General features: G+C 56.8%; 11 protein-coding genes. 6 read left to right on the top strand and 5 right to left on the bottom strand.

The window, feature by feature from the left end; translation table 11 throughout:
- The first annotated feature begins 6 nt into the window (after positions 1-6).
- Genes ACEW72_RS12555 through ACEW72_RS12535 form a run of 5 tightly spaced genes read left to right on the top strand, consistent with a single transcriptional unit; the run spans position 7 to position 5,084 of the window.
- On the top strand, positions 7-1,593 hold the full coding sequence (locus ACEW72_RS12555; protein WP_373476728.1) for a GMC family oxidoreductase: 1,587 nt from the start codon (positions 7-9) through the stop codon (positions 1,591-1,593).
- Positions 1,594-1,634: 41 nt separating this feature from the next.
- Positions 1,635-3,041, top strand: a complete 1,407-nt coding sequence (gene thrC / locus ACEW72_RS12550; protein ID WP_373476784.1) for a threonine synthase — start codon at positions 1,635-1,637, stop codon at positions 3,039-3,041.
- A 29-nt stretch (positions 3,042-3,070) separates the two neighbouring features.
- On the top strand, positions 3,071-3,949 hold the full coding sequence (locus tag ACEW72_RS12545) for a class I SAM-dependent methyltransferase (RefSeq protein ID WP_373476727.1): 879 nt from the start codon (positions 3,071-3,073) through the stop codon (positions 3,947-3,949).
- An 8-nt stretch (positions 3,950-3,957) separates the two neighbouring features.
- Positions 3,958-4,326, top strand: coding sequence for a dihydroneopterin aldolase (locus ACEW72_RS12540; RefSeq protein ID WP_373476726.1), 369 nt, complete (start codon positions 3,958-3,960; stop codon positions 4,324-4,326).
- Complete coding sequence (locus ACEW72_RS12535) at positions 4,323-5,084, top strand: SDR family oxidoreductase (protein ID WP_373476725.1); 762 nt, start codon at positions 4,323-4,325, stop codon at positions 5,082-5,084. Before ACEW72_RS12540 ends, ACEW72_RS12535 begins: the two co-directional genes overlap by 4 nt.
- Before the next feature lie 70 nt (positions 5,085-5,154).
- Here the strand turns inward: ACEW72_RS12535 and ACEW72_RS12530 are convergent, their stop codons facing one another.
- Genes ACEW72_RS12530 through ACEW72_RS12515 form a run of 4 tightly spaced genes read right to left on the bottom strand, consistent with a single transcriptional unit; the run spans position 5,155 to position 10,338 of the window.
- Positions 5,155-6,927, bottom strand: coding sequence for a hypothetical protein (locus tag ACEW72_RS12530; RefSeq protein ID WP_373476724.1), 1,773 nt, complete (start codon positions 6,925-6,927; stop codon positions 5,155-5,157).
- Between the two features lie 23 nt (positions 6,928-6,950).
- Entirely contained in the window at positions 6,951-8,333 is a 1,383-nt protein-coding gene (locus ACEW72_RS12525) for a sulfatase-like hydrolase/transferase (RefSeq protein WP_373476723.1), read from the bottom strand.
- Positions 8,330-8,740 carry a GtrA family protein gene (locus tag ACEW72_RS12520; RefSeq protein WP_373476722.1) on the bottom strand — a complete coding sequence of 137 codons (411 nt, stop codon included), beginning with the start codon at positions 8,738-8,740 and terminating at the stop codon, positions 8,330-8,332. The genes ACEW72_RS12525 and ACEW72_RS12520 overlap by 4 nt, the downstream gene beginning before the upstream one ends.
- Before the next feature lie 5 nt (positions 8,741-8,745).
- Positions 8,746-10,338: an NAD(P)/FAD-dependent oxidoreductase gene (locus ACEW72_RS12515; RefSeq protein WP_373476721.1), complete on the bottom strand. Its 1,593-nt coding sequence runs from the start codon at positions 10,336-10,338 to the stop codon at positions 8,746-8,748.
- Between the two features lie 388 nt (positions 10,339-10,726).
- On the opposite strand from ACEW72_RS12515, the gene ACEW72_RS12510 reads away from it, so the two are divergent.
- The gene (locus tag ACEW72_RS12510) at positions 10,727-12,256 is read left to right on the top strand and encodes a DEAD/DEAH box helicase (RefSeq protein WP_373476720.1); all 1,530 of its coding nucleotides are present in this window, start codon (positions 10,727-10,729) and stop codon (positions 12,254-12,256) included.
- Positions 12,257-12,422: 166 nt separating this feature from the next.
- Here the strand turns inward: ACEW72_RS12510 and purH are convergent, their stop codons facing one another.
- Positions 12,423-14,012: a bifunctional phosphoribosylaminoimidazolecarboxamide formyltransferase/IMP cyclohydrolase gene (gene purH, locus ACEW72_RS12505; protein ID WP_373476719.1), complete on the bottom strand. Its 1,590-nt coding sequence runs from the start codon at positions 14,010-14,012 to the stop codon at positions 12,423-12,425.
- Positions 14,013-14,014 lie beyond the last annotated feature (2 nt).

Genomic DNA, 14,014 nt, shown 5'->3' with positions numbered 1-14,014 from the left:
AATGCTATGGACGAATTTGACATCATCGTGGTTGGCGGTGGCTCGGCAGGTAGCGCGGCGGCCGGCCGCCTGTCCGAAGGCGGGCGATATACGGTCTGCCTGATCGAAGCGGGGGGCAGCAACAATAACATGCTGGTCAAAACACCCGGATTCATGCCCTTCATTCGTGGCGCATCAAACTGGAAATATGAAACCGTCCCGCAAAAGGGCCTGAACGGACGGACAGGCTACCAACCGCGGGGGCGGGGACTTGGCGGGTCCAGCGCCATAAACGCGATGGTCTATATTCGCGGGCACAAATGGGATTATGACAACTGGGCCACGTTGGGTTGCGACGGCTGGTCCTATGACGATGTCTTACCCGTCTTTAAGCGGTGCGAGGACAATGCCCGTGGTGCAGATCCGTTTCATGGCGCGGGCGGACCGTTGTCGGTCATGGACCAGCTTTGGCCACAGGCGGGAAGCCTTGCTTTCGTCGATGCAGCAGCCGAGCTCCAACTGCCCCGCAACTCCGATTTCAATGGCGCGAGCCAGGATGGATTCGGGCTTTATCAGGTCACGCAAAAGGGCGGCGAACGCTGGACTGCCTCACGCGCTTATGTGGAACCGGCGCGCGACCGGATGGAAATCATCACCGGCGCCCTCACGGAGAAGATACTGGTCGAAAATGGCCGCGCCACCGGAGTCGTCATTTCGCAAGGCTGGGGCCGTAAACGGACAATTCGGGCGCGGGGCGCGGTGGTGCTTTGCGCCGGTGCCTTTGGCAGCCCGCAGATACTGCAACTGTCCGGCATCGGCTCGGCCGCCCATCTGCAAAGCGTGGGAATTGACGTTGTCGATGACAAACCCGCAGTAGGCGCGGATTTGCAGGACCATATCGATTACGTCTCCAGTTTCGAAACCACGTCCAAAACCGATTTCTTCGGCGATTCGCTGAGCGGCACCGTCCGCATGGCAAAAGCCTTTTTCGAACACCGCCGCAAGCGGACCGGCATTTTGACCACATGCTTTGCCGAAGCGGGCGGTTTCTGGCGGTCGACCCCTGACGCACCGGCACCCGACATCCAATATCATTTTGTTCCCGCCATGCTGGAAGATCACGGGCGCACCAAAATAAAGGGCCATGGCTTTAGTTGCCACGCCTGTGTCCTGCGCCCCGAGAGTCGCGGCACCGTGCGTCTTGCCTCACCCGATGCGCGCAAAGCTCCCCTGATCGACCCCGCTTTCCTGAGCGACGAGCGAGACATGGCGACACTGCGCCGAGGCGTTCGCGAGATGCACCGCATTTTCAGCGCGCCTGCACTTGCCGCTTATGGCGGCCAGGACCGGCACCCGGTCAACATCGAAAATGACGCCGAGCTGGATACCCTGATCCGCAGCCGCGCCGACACAGTTTATCATCCCGTTGGCACCTGCCGTATGGGTGCTGATGCCGACGCTGTGGTTAGCCCGCGTCTGAAATATCAAGGGCTTGACGGTCTGTACGTCGCCGACGCAAGCATCATGCCGCGTCTGGTTTCGGGCAATACCAATGCGCCCAGCATCATGATCGGAGAACGCGCCGCCGAATTTATCCGTGCCGATTTGCAATAATCTTGCGGAAAGTAACCTGCACGGCTAACGGCGGGCGCGTTATGGGCAACAACAGCACAGAATATTTCAGCACGCGCGGAAATGCGGACATCCTTGATTTCGCAGGCGTCACTCTCACTGGTCTTGCGGGCGATGGCGGGCTTTATGTGCCGCGCCACTGGCCGCGCTTTACGCCCGAGCAGATTACCGCCATGCGCGGGCTGGATTATGTTGCGCTGGCCGCGCGTGTCATGGCCCCGTTCACCCAAGGCGTCTTAAGCGAAGACGAGTTGCAGGCTCTGTGCAAGGCCGCTTATGGTAGCTTCGCCCACAGCGCGATTGTCCCGCTGAAACAGCTGGACAGCCAGCATTTCCTGCTCGAACTTTTTCATGGGCCCACTTTGGCGTTCAAAGATGTCGCGCTGCAATTGCTGGGGCAGTTGTTTGCGCGGTTCCTGGACGGCACGGACAAGAAGCTGACAATAGTTGGCGCAACCTCTGGCGATACCGGTTCCGCGGCGATTGATGCGGTTGCCGGACGGGACCAGATCGAGATTTTCATGCTGCACCCTCATGAAAGGGTGTCAGATGTGCAGCGTCGCCAAATGACCACCATCCTTGCCCCCAATATCCATAATATCGCCATAGAGGGCAGCTTTGACGACGCTCAAGCCATGGTGAAACGGATGTTCAGTGACCGGGATGTTAACGGGCCGCTGACGCTTTCGGCGGTCAATTCGATCAACTGGGCGCGGTTGATGGCGCAAGTGGTGTACTATTTCGCGGCCGCCCTACGCCTTGGATCGCCTGACCGCAGTGTCGCCTTTTCGGTCCCGACCGGTAATTTTGGCGATGTATTTGCAGGCTATGTCGCCGCGCAGATGGGGCTTCCGGTTGAACGGCTGATCGTTGCCACCAATGTGAATGACATATTGCACCGGGCGTTGACTTCGGGGGATTACTCGGTCGCGGGTGTCACCCCTACCTCTGCCCCATCGATGGATATTCAGGTCTCGAGTAATTTCGAACGCCTGCTCTTTGATCTGGAAGGTCGCGACGGCTCCGCAACATTGGCGCGCATGAAGAGCTTTGAAGAAAGCGGACGAATGCAGATCAACGCCGAGATGCTTGGAGAGGCGAGTATTTTCACCAGCACGCGTGCGGATGCCGACGATATGGCACTCGCAATGCGCTGGGCCTATGAACATTGTGGTGAGGTCATTGATCCGCACACGGGCATTGCGTTGCACGCCGCACGCACGCAAGGCATCGCCGCCGAGGTTCCGGTCGTCACGCTTGCTACCGCGCATCCCGCAAAATTCCGAAATGCGGTCGAGCGCGCCACCGGCATCCGGCCCACTTTACCGCAACGCCTCGCCAATTTGTTTGAACGCGACGAACGGTTTGACATTCTGCCGGGCGACTATGGCGCCGTTCGCGACTATGTTCTTGCTAAAGCCGTCAGATAATCTGCAGCCAGAACGATTCATCGACGCCCATGGAACCGAATTTTGTCACGCTCGTCAGCGAACCGCGCAACGATTATACGTTGATCGACAGTGGTAGTGGACGCAAATATGAGAGCTATGGCGGGCGGCGCTTCATTCGTCCCGAACCGCAAGCCATGTGGATGCCGGCACAGGAAGACTGGGATGCCGATGCCGAATTCGTTCCGGGATCGGACGAAGAGGGCGGCGGGCGCTGGTACAATAACCGACCCGTTCCGATGGATGGATGGCCGCTTGTCTGGAATGACGAAATAACGTTCAACGCACAATGCACACCCTTTCGTCATCTCGGATTTTTCCCCGACATGGACCCTGTCTGGCGCTGGATGCGAGAACAGATTGCGAAAGTGCCGGAACCGGTGGCGATGAACCTGTTTGGCTATACCGGCGTCGGTACCCTCGCATTATCTGCTGCTGGCGCGCAAATGGTCCATATCGACGCATCAAAGAAATCAGTCGCGCAAGCGCGCGCCAACGCAGAAATGTCGGGGATGAGTGACAGGCCAATCCGCTGGATCGTTGATGACGCCGCAAAGTTCGTTGCGCGGGAAGTGCGGCGCGAGAAGCGCTATGATGGTATTTTGCTGGATCCTCCCAAATATGGCCGTGGGCCGGAAGGCGAAGTCTGGCGGCTTGAAGAAGATCTGCCGGAACTAATCGCAAACTGCCGCAAGCTTCTGGATAAGGATTCCCGCTTTCTTTTCCTTACCGTCTATGCCGTGCGTATGTCTGCTCTGGCCCTTGGCGGGTTGCTGGAATCTCATTTTTCCGATCTGGGCGGTAAAGTCGAGTTCGGTGAACTGGCGGTGCGTGAAGAGACACGCGGCCTGCTTTTGCCAACCGCTATCTTCGCGCGCTGGTCACAATAAGGAATATTATGGCAGACACCCTCGTTCTTGAAGTTCACGATCTCGTCGTTAATGTCCTGACCGGCATTTACAGTCAGGAGACCCATTTACCACAGCCGCTGAAAATCTCGATCAGCGTAACGTTGGATATGGTGGATCGTTACACGCCCGATACACCGCTCGATGCATCAAAAAACTACATGACACTGAAGGAAGCGGCCACCCATTTGCCCGAAGGCGTGCACTTTACGCTGATCGAAGCCGTGGCGGATCATATCATGGAAACATTGTTCGCTGATGACGCACGTATCAGCAGCATAACTGTGAAAATCATCAAGCTGGCGATCGCTGAGGATGGGGAGGCAATCGGAATCACAATGGCAAGGGACCGCAAATGACGGCACAGGCACAATTGGCAATTGTGACGGGTGGCAAGCGCCGCTTGGGTGCCGAAATTGCGAAGACATTGGCAAAAGCGGGATATGCTTTGGCATTGGTCAGTCATGTCGACAAAGATCCGGATGCCGGTCTGATCCAAATACTCGACGAACAAAAATGCCAGTGGCACGCGTTTACAACTGATCTGAGTGATCCTGAAAATGCGCAAAGCCTCATCGGCGAGGTAACGACGCGTTTTGATCGGCCTGCAGATGTCCTGATAAACAATGCAGCGATATTTGGTCAGGATGACTGGCAAGCAATGGATATCGATACGTTAGAAGCCCATTTTCGGCTGAATCTGTTTACGCCTCTTCTTTTGGCTAAGGCGCTGGTGCAGGCGAGCGACGGATTGCTTCGACCCGCCATAATCAACATTCTTGATCAGCGGATAACCAATCCGCATCGCGACCAACTCAGCTACACCTTGTCCAAACAAGCGCTCGGCGCATCTGTTCGATCAATGGCGGCGGCTTTCGGCGCAACTGCCCGTGTTAATGCCGTCGCTCCCGGTCTGGTGATTTCAACCGATGATTATGATGCGGCTTTGGAAGCCCGACTTGCCGAAATGATGCCACTTGGCGCATTGCCATCCCCCAAGGCCGTCGCCGAGGCAGTGTTATATCTTGCAGGTGCGGGGGATGTAACAGGCCAGACCATATTCGTCGACGGCGGTGCCCATCTGAAAAGTTTTGAACGGGACTTCATGCATCTCTGACGCGGAATAGAATGGAGAGCGTTGAACCATTTTTGCTTTGGTCGCTTTCCTTCTGAATCTATCGCTGACGCTACTCGCGCACACGCCAGACCTTTATACCTTGCCCCAACACCCCGACCGGTTCCAGCCATGGCGGCATTTTGCCCTTGGCCATCTGCGCCCAAAGTCCTTGGGGATCTTTTCGCGCATAAAATGCAAGCTCCGTTTCCGCAGGACATATTGCCATATAACTAATGCCCCGGGCTTTCATCAAACGATGCGCGGCGTCGGGGGCAGAACGGAAAATCTGGATATGGTCGCGCATCGCCTGTTCGTTGCGATGGTGGCTGCTTGCCAGAATGCGATGGGGCGTTTGCGCCAATATACTCGGGCCGATGTCGAATGTCGTAAATATCGTACCTTTGGGAAGCGCGGCTAACGCACGAACCGATGCCGCAGACTGACACGATTCATCGGCCGCCTTTGCATTCTGATTGCCCGACCTGGTGCCTTCAGGGATGGCCCGGATCAGAGATGATACGGCAGCCCCGGGTACCAGCAACAGGAGTATGACCACCACCAGCCCTATGCGGTGCCGTGCTGTTTTGGATTGGCGATACTGTCGGAAGAGAAGGGCGACGAGAGTCGCGGTTACGGGTATGGCAAAAGCAGTCGCGACCGAAATTGTGCGGACAACAAGTATCGAAAGGAGAACGCCGAAAAGCAGAAAGTAACCAATTGTACCAAGCTGGTGACGCTTTGATCCCCCAAGTCTTGCATTCAATATCGCCCAGCTGATGGCCCCGGCCAGCAACCCCGCAGCCAGAGTGACGATGGCGCGCCACGGCTGATGCCATATGGGAAGGCCCTCGGTGACCTTGCTATACCAATATTCGCGAACAAGCGGATCCAGCTGTCCAAATGCGCCTCCTGCACATTGCGGTGCCCACAAAAAGAGAATGGCCAATGCTCCGCCACCCGAGAGAGCGGCGGCGAGCAGACGAATTTTCAAACTGTCGGGCTGCAAATGGACAGCGGGCAACATAATGAGGGCTGCGCAGGCAATGGCCGCCAAATGTGGTGGCGACACGGTGTCGCAAAAAGTGGCCGCGTAGAATCCATCCGCCTGGGTTCCCAGAAACAGCAGGGCAGTAAACAGGGCGAAGCTGAGGATCGTCCAGAAAAGCCGGGCCCCCTCGCGCACATCGCCAATCCAGCGGACGCCCAATAAGAGGAAAAAGGCGGCTGTCATAGGTGCGCCTTCAAGCGAGATATGAAGCCATATCGCAAGCGCCAGCCCCAGAATGATTCCGGCTTTTCGAAGTTCTGTCCAGAAAATTGTTGATAAGGCAAGCACCGCCATTGCCAGCTGCCAGCCATGATGATCGATCCGCATCGGTCGCAATTGCAAAAGCAGGGCACCGGAAGAAAGGGTGATCAAAGCGGCTGCAACCCCGGCTTCACGCGACGAAATCTGCGTGGCTACGCGGGACAGCATGTAGGTTATCCAGCCCAGCAATAGCAGCGGTACCGCCGTTCCAGCGATAATCTCTGCCGATTCCTGTCCAAACAGCGGACGTAGCAAAATAATGATGATGGCAAGCGGCAATTCAATCAGGCGCGACCAATGCATTGGAGCGCCATCGGGCGGGTTCATGCGATATTGCGTGGTGTCGAACCAGCTTTGTCCGTTCAGGAAATCACGCAGTTGCACCAGTCGTAACGCATCATCGGGATCCCAGCCCGCTAATGTCCCGACATGAGACCAGCCCGACCAGATAAGCGCCGCGCTGACGAATAGCCATAACGCGGCAAGTAGCCTTAACGGCACCGCCTCACGACCTTTTTGCGCCCCATAAATCATTCCATGCCCCCCGCTCAATTGATCTAGCGTGGCATGATGTCTTTGTCTGCCTGATCTTTACGGCGAAGATAAAGCCACGGCACCTGTCCGGGGTCAAACTGCGTACGGTGATGCCGGTCGAAATAGGGCGGCATATGGTCGCCCACCAAAAGGATATCCGCATCGGGAAAATCAGCTGCGGTAATTTCATCGGCAAGCGCCACCTGGATATCATGGTAGATGGCAAACTGGCGACAGATCTGGGGGAACTCGGCTTTCAGCAACGCCGAGACGCGTTCACAATTGTCGACGTTCAGGTTCAGACCCGATGGCACCGGCAAATGTGCATTCAGTGTCAGCCAGTACAGAAATGTCGGTTTGTCTGCAGCCTTCAACTTGGCCGCGATCTGCTTGGGTATCTGCCTGTCACAAGCGCCGGGAAAGACTCCCCCGCATTTCTCCGCGCCTGCCTTCATCATGTCAGTACCGAATTCGCGTTTTGCAAAGCCTATGTTGGGATACCAGTCCTCACGTTTGAAAAAGGATGCTGTAAAGCTGTGCATGGCCAAGCTATCATACCCCTTTTTGCCCAACACAGCGGGCAGGCAAGAAGGGTCCTTGCGTTTCAGCAGATCGTAATAATCCCCCCAGCGGCCACAAAGCTCACGAATCTCTCCGGCGGTGGTGCTGTTATAATAGGGAGCGGTGCCGCGCCTGAAATCATAACGGGCCTTTACTGCACTATTGTCGACCAGCGGCGCAAACAGAAGCTTCGACATTTCCGGGTTGTTCCGGGGAACCCCCATCGCTTCGACGACGATCAATACCAGATGCCGCTTGCCATCTGCGCGGGCGGCAAAACCGCTGTCGCCGGTAGCCGATCCGAAGAGCGCGCCAGCGGGTGCCGCGCGAAAATAGTGCCCGCGCATGTCTTTACCCATCCACAGGTCGACAGCGGCGAGCGACACCACGGCAGCCGCTGCGCCAATGATGAGCAACGGACGCGCAAAGTTGCTGTCACGACGCAACAGTTTCCAAGCCACCACCAAAACGATCAATATCGCGAAAGCACCTGCAATATAGTCGATGGAATTCCCAGGTTTGATCTCGGCAAAGAACTGCAGGGAATAGAGCAGCGACGACATGTCGAGATTGAACAGCCCGCCAACGAACTTCAGCGTCGAAAATGTCAGAATACCGGCAAAAGCGAAATAGCGGACAAGGAAAGGCATGCGCTTGACGACAAGGCCGAGAAGCCCGGCATATATAATATCCATATGCCGTGGCGGGGCGCCCGAAAACCACATGGCGACAAAGCCGATATTCGCCAGAACGACCCAGATCAGCAGCCAGTTTGCGAACTTCTTCGCTTCATCATCCAGCCGCCAAACGGCCAGCTGTCCGAAATTTGCTGTCAGGGCTGTCACCGGAATACGCCCCATTTGCGCATGGCATAGACCGCAACAAAGCTGATGCCTATGGCCACGGCTTTCGAACCGATCGGGTCAATACCGAACCGGCCTAATGTCTCGACAGTGGTAACCGTGATTCCAAGTCCCAACAGGGCAGAGCCTGCAAACAGCGCACGCTGCACATGCAATGCCGCACCGCCACGCGTCTTGCCGGGGAAAACAATGTTGGCACTGACGAGCCAGTGGATGACGATGCCAACGCAATATCCGGCAGCCGAGGCAATGGTCGGATCCGTTGCCATTGCGACAAGTGTCGAAAACAGGGTTACATCAAACAGCAAAGCTATAATGCTGGCCGCCAGATAGCGAGTGATCGTAAACCGGTGCCAAAGCACCAGCGCGGAGGCGATGGCGCGGTCCATTTAACTTAGGCAGCCTGGCCAATCTTGCGGCCTTGGTCATCGGAGTCGCCATCCTTGGCGATCCGGCGCGGGACATCTCTTTCAGACTCAAGCGCAGCGGCCTGGTCTTCATTGACCTTTGCAACGATAACCTTTTGCGAACCTTCGTCGCCAGCCTCGTGATATTCGGCATCCTCGTTTACATTCCATATGTTGAAGACGCGCGAACCGGCGGCAATGTTCTCGACGGTCAGCATCGCCGTCATCATGGCGTGATCCTGATTGTTATAGCGGTGCATCCCGTTCCGGCCCACCATATGCAGCGTCGGATAGACCGTTTCCAGTTCCGCGCGCATCACTTCGACATTGGCAGCATAATCGTCGTCATAAACAGGATAAGCCTTTTCCTGCCGAACCACAGCACCGCCGACAACATCTTCGGCCTTGCAAAGACCGAGTATGGCCATTTCCTTTTTGGCCAGCTCAATGAGGTCGGCATCGCTCGATGACCACAGGCCGTCATTTTCGAAGCAGAAATATTCAAGACCAACGCAGGCAATCGAGGGGTCCGGAACCATTTCGGGTGACCAGCTACGGAAATTCTGCACGCGGCCGACCTGCACCTTGCTGTCGTGAATATATATCCAGTTGTCGGGGAACAGGTCATCCGACTTGATCATCAGGGCAACGGTGAGGAAGTCCCGGTAACGCAGGTTCATTGCTGTCATGGAACATTGCGGCAAGGGGTGAATGCGTGCAGACAATTCGCGCATCGGGGCGCTGCTGATGACATGCTTGGCGGTGATCACGGTTTCGTTACCGTCCGACGCCGTGGCCGACATCCGCCAGTCGCCGCTGGTGTCCTGGGCCAGTTGCTTGAACCGATGGCCCATCAGGACATGGTTGCCATTGGCGACCACGAAGTCGCGCGCTGCATCCCACATCATCCCTGGCCCAAGCCGTGGATAGCGGAAGGTTTCCAGCAATGTTTTGGTTTCCATGCCGTCATTGGGCTTTTTGTTGAAGCCGAAGGACCGCTTCAGACCATCAAGCACTGCCGCCCCTAGGCTGAGCCCCTTGATCCGCTGTGCCGCCCAATCCGCCGACATTTCGTCGCATGGCATGCCCCAAACTTTTTCGGTGTAGGTTTTGAAAAAGATCGAGAAAAGCTTTTCGCCGAACTGGTTTATCGTCCAGTCCTGAAAACTGCGTACGTTTGAGATCGGGTATAATTTGGCTTTGGCATAGCTGATCATGCATTGGGTCGAACGGATAATGCCCAGATTGAACAAGGCCTCGAAAGCACGCAACGGATAGCTGTAGAACTTGCCTTCATAATAAATGCGGCTCATCCGCGGGCGCTGGATGAAGTCGTTCGGCAGAATTTCATTCCAAAGATCGACGACTTCTTTCGACTTTGAAAAAAACCGGTGTCCGCCAATATCGAAACGATAGCCATCGACTTCGACGGTGCGGCTGATGCCACCGACATAACGCTCATCCTTCTCGATGACGGTGACGCTATATCCCTTTTTGGTAAGCAGATAAGCCGCGGTCAAGCCCGCCGGGCCTGCACCGATAATCGCAACGTCAACTGAATTTTGGCCCTGAGCAATCACTTGTAATCCCCCGTAGAAATCTATCCCTGAAATCTGTGAAGGAAATGCCCTAATAGATGGTTAACGGGGGGTTACATCAACGGCCAAATTTGGCGAAAGTTGCGGCTGCGTAATATTATATTGCTTTTTTCGAACTTAACGCCTAACTGCAGCGCCAAGCGCATGAGGCGAGCGGACAAGACCGCCGCAGTATTGGCAGCGTGAGGGCCTTGAATATCAGGCTCCGCCAATCGAACAAGATGCGTAAGCTTAGAGGCTTCCCATATCACGCAGGGTTGTTTCCAACGGGTCGGCACAAGCTGCTCCCGAACACCTGCTGTTGCGCCTGTGCGGTCCTGATTGAAGGACACGCGCCCAAGGCGGCAACGACTATTTTGAAAGTATAATTATGTCTTTTTTCCAAGACCTGGGCCTTGCCCAACCCATTCTTAAGGCGCTCGAAGCCGCAGGATATGACACCCCTACCCCGATCCAGCAACAGGCGATCCCGTCTTTGCTTCAGGGCCGCGACCTGTGCGGTATCGCGCAAACCGGAACGGGCAAGACTGCCGCATTCGCGTTGCCGTCGCTCCATCACTTTGCCACCAAGCCCAAGGCGCGCCAGCAATATAGCTGCCGCATGCTGGTGCTTTCGCCAACCCGCGAACTTGCCGCGCAGATTGCCGACAGCTTCCGAACTTATGGCAAGTTTCTCGGCCTTAAGGTCGATTGCGTATTTGGCGGAATGCCGATTTTCAGCCAGAAAAAGCGTCTCGCGGGCGGTGTCGATATTCTGGTTGCTACTCCAGGCCGTTTGATTGACCTGATCGAGCAGCGCGCCGTTACCCTGAAAGATGTCGAAATCTTCGTTCTTGATGAAGCCGACCAGATGATGGATCTTGGTTTCATTCACGCTTTGAAGCGGATTGACCAGTTGCTGCCAAAACAGCGCCAGACGTTGTTCTTCTCGGCGACGATGCCAAAGGCGATTGCCGAACTCGGCAACCGCTTCCTCAACAACCCTGTCCGCGTTTCGGTTGCACCTGCGGCCACAACCGCAGAGCGCGTCGAGCAGTTTGTTACCTTTGTCGAGCAACGTGAAAAGCAGACCTTGCTCACGCTCAAGCTGCAAAGCGAAGAGATCGACCGCGCATTGGTCTTCACCCGCACCAAGCATGGCGCCGACCGCGTTGTGCGTGGGCTTGCGGGGGCCGGCATCCAGTCCGCCGCGATCCACGGCAACAAAAGCCAAGGCCAGCGCACCGCAGCGCTTCAGGCGTTTCGTGACGGCAAGATCAATATCCTGGTAGCCACCGACATCGCTGCACGCGGTATCGACGTTCCCGGCGTCAGCCATGTGTTCAACTTCGAACTGCCCAATGTTCCCGAACAATATGTCCACCGCATTGGTCGGACCGCGCGTGCGGGCCGTGAAGGCGTGGCGATGAGCTTTGTTGCCGGTGACGAGCGCGGCTATATGAAGGATATCGAACGGCTTACCGGCGTCCGTGCGATGACGCTTGGTCTTCCCGAGGGCTTCCGTGCCGCAGTTGCAGCGCTGCCGCCCCCAGTTGCCGACAAAAAGCCGCAGCAGGCCCGTGGCGGTCGCGGTGGTGGTCAACCCGGTGGAGGCCGCACGAATTATGCCGGCAAGAAGCTAGGCGGTAATAATGGCGGAACCGGGCGCAATGGCGAGACCCGTCAGCGCACATTCGCTCCGCAAGGCGGGTGGCAGCCTGCCATCGGCCCACGCGACGGCGGCGCAGAAGCACGTCCACGCAATGAAAATGCACCAAGCGGCGATCGTCGCCCGACCGCTGACCGCGCCTTTGCCGCGCGTAGCGAGAACCGCCGTGACCCGGGCGCACCTGCGCGCAACTACGGCCCCAAAAAGGGCGGTAATGGGAACTATCGCGGTACGGTCAAACGGGCTGGGTAACTATCCCCTCTCCCATTGGGAGAGGATATGAAGCCTTAGCGCCTGCGCTTAGGCGGAGTTGGTGAGGGGCTGCGCCCTGTCGATACGGCGGAGCCCCTCACCCAGCTAACGCTAGGCGACAAGTCGCCAAGCTTTCGCAACCCTCTCCCAACGGGAGAGGGTTTTCTCAATGCCGAAAATGCCGCATGCCGGTGAAAACCATGGCAAGACCAGCTTCATCGGCGGCGGCAATGACTTCATCGTCGCGCATCGAACCACCGGGTTGGATGACTGCGGTTGCCCCCGCTTCGGCGGCGGCGAGAAGTCCGTCAGCAAAGGGAAAAAATGCGTCGGAAGCGACTGCAGAACCCACCGTGCGTGGAACAACCCAGCCGTAAGTTTCAGCAGCTTCTGTCGCCTTGATTGCGGCAATACGTGCGCTGTCGCGGCGATTCATCTGGCCTGCGCCGATACCCGCGGTTGCACCATCCTTGGCATAAACAATCGCATTGGATTTGACGTGCTTGGCAACCGTCCAGGCAAAGCGGCAATCCGCCAATTCCTGCGCGGTGGGCGTGCGCTTGGTCACCACCTTGAATTCGCTATCCGCGACATGGCCATTGTCCCGCGACTGCACCAGTAATCCACCGGTAATCGGCTTGATCGCAAGTCCGCCGCGCCTGGGATCGAGCAAATCGCCGGTCAGCAGCAGGCGCAAATTCTTTTTCTTCGCAAAGACCGCCTTGGCCGCATCGTCGGCGGCAGGGGCGGCAACCACTTCGGTGAAAATTTCGGTTATGGCCTCGGCTGTCGCGCCATCCAACGGACGATTGACCGCCACGATCCCGCCAAAGGCCGACACGCTATCGCATTCCAGCGCGGCGCGATAGGCGTCGATCAATGTGTCGCCACTGGCGACGCCACAGGGGTTGGCGTGCTTGACGATAACCACCGTGGGTGGACCATCGCGAAATTCACTGACGAGTTCGAGCGCGGCATCGGCGTCGTTATAATTGTTATAGGACAGCTCCTTGCCCTGCACCTGTTCGGCCTGCGCTATGCCGGAACCATGTGGGCCGACCGGCACATATAAAGCTGCGCGCTGATGCGGATTTTCGCCATAGCGCAATTCTTCGATGCGGTTGCCATTGATCGCCAACATATCGGGAAAAAACTGCTGCTGGTCGGCAAAGGCGAACCATTGGCTGATCATGCTGTCATAAGCAGCGGTCGCCGAATAGGCCTTGGCCGCACATTTCCGGCGGAAATCATAACTGGTCTTGCCGTTGCTTTCTTCGAGCTCAGCCACCAGAATGTCATAGTCGGCCGGGTCTGTGACGATTGTGACAAAGGCATGGTTCTTTGCTGCGCTGCGGACCATCGATGGGCCGCCGATATCGATATTTTCGATTATTTCATCGCGCGTTGCGCCTTTTGCGACGGTTTGGGCAAAGGGATAAAGATTGACCACCACCAAATCTATTGCACCAATGTCGTGCGCTTTCATCGCCGCGACATGTTCCGCATTGTCGCGCACCGCGAGCAGGCCGCCATGCACCTTGGGGTGCAATGTCTTTACCCGCCCGTCCATCATTTCGGGAAAGCCCGTCAGATCGCTGATATCCTTCACCCGCAAACCGGCATCCCGAAGGGTCTTTGCGGTTCCCCCGGTCGATACCAGTTCGACATGCCGCGCCGCCAAAGCATGCCCCAATTCGACAAGGCCGGTTTTGTCGGAAACCGACAAGAGGGCCCGTTTAATACCAACGTCTTCCATGA

Origin of the sequence: Sphingorhabdus sp. (assembly GCF_041737645.1) — a bacterium.
Classification (GTDB): Bacteria; Pseudomonadota; Alphaproteobacteria; order Sphingomonadales; family Sphingomonadaceae; genus Sphingorhabdus_B.
Note: the sequence above shows the minus strand (reverse complement) of the source record. Positions and strands in the feature narration are given on the sequence as shown.

What these genes read in the sequence shown, in the direction of transcription:
- ACEW72_RS12530 (WP_373476724.1), bottom strand. Translation starts at nt 6,927, where the DNA reads ATGATTTATGGGGCGCAAAAAGGTCGTGAGGCGGTGCCGTTAAGGCTA.
- ACEW72_RS12510 (WP_373476720.1), top strand. Translation starts at nt 10,727, where the DNA reads ATGTCTTTTTTCCAAGACCTGGGCCTTGCCCAACCCATTCTTAAGGCG.
- purH (WP_373476719.1), bottom strand. Translation starts at nt 14,012, where the DNA reads ATGGAAGACGTTGGTATTAAACGGGCCCTCTTGTCGGTTTCCGACAAA.
- ACEW72_RS12545 (WP_373476727.1), top strand. Translation starts at nt 3,071, where the DNA reads ATGGAACCGAATTTTGTCACGCTCGTCAGCGAACCGCGCAACGATTAT.
- ACEW72_RS12555 (WP_373476728.1), top strand. Translation starts at nt 7, where the DNA reads ATGGACGAATTTGACATCATCGTGGTTGGCGGTGGCTCGGCAGGTAGC.
- ACEW72_RS12535 (WP_373476725.1), top strand. Translation starts at nt 4,323, where the DNA reads ATGACGGCACAGGCACAATTGGCAATTGTGACGGGTGGCAAGCGCCGC.
- thrC (WP_373476784.1), top strand. Translation starts at nt 1,635, where the DNA reads ATGGGCAACAACAGCACAGAATATTTCAGCACGCGCGGAAATGCGGAC.
- ACEW72_RS12520 (WP_373476722.1), bottom strand. Translation starts at nt 8,740, where the DNA reads ATGGACCGCGCCATCGCCTCCGCGCTGGTGCTTTGGCACCGGTTTACG.
- ACEW72_RS12540 (WP_373476726.1), top strand. Translation starts at nt 3,958, where the DNA reads ATGGCAGACACCCTCGTTCTTGAAGTTCACGATCTCGTCGTTAATGTC.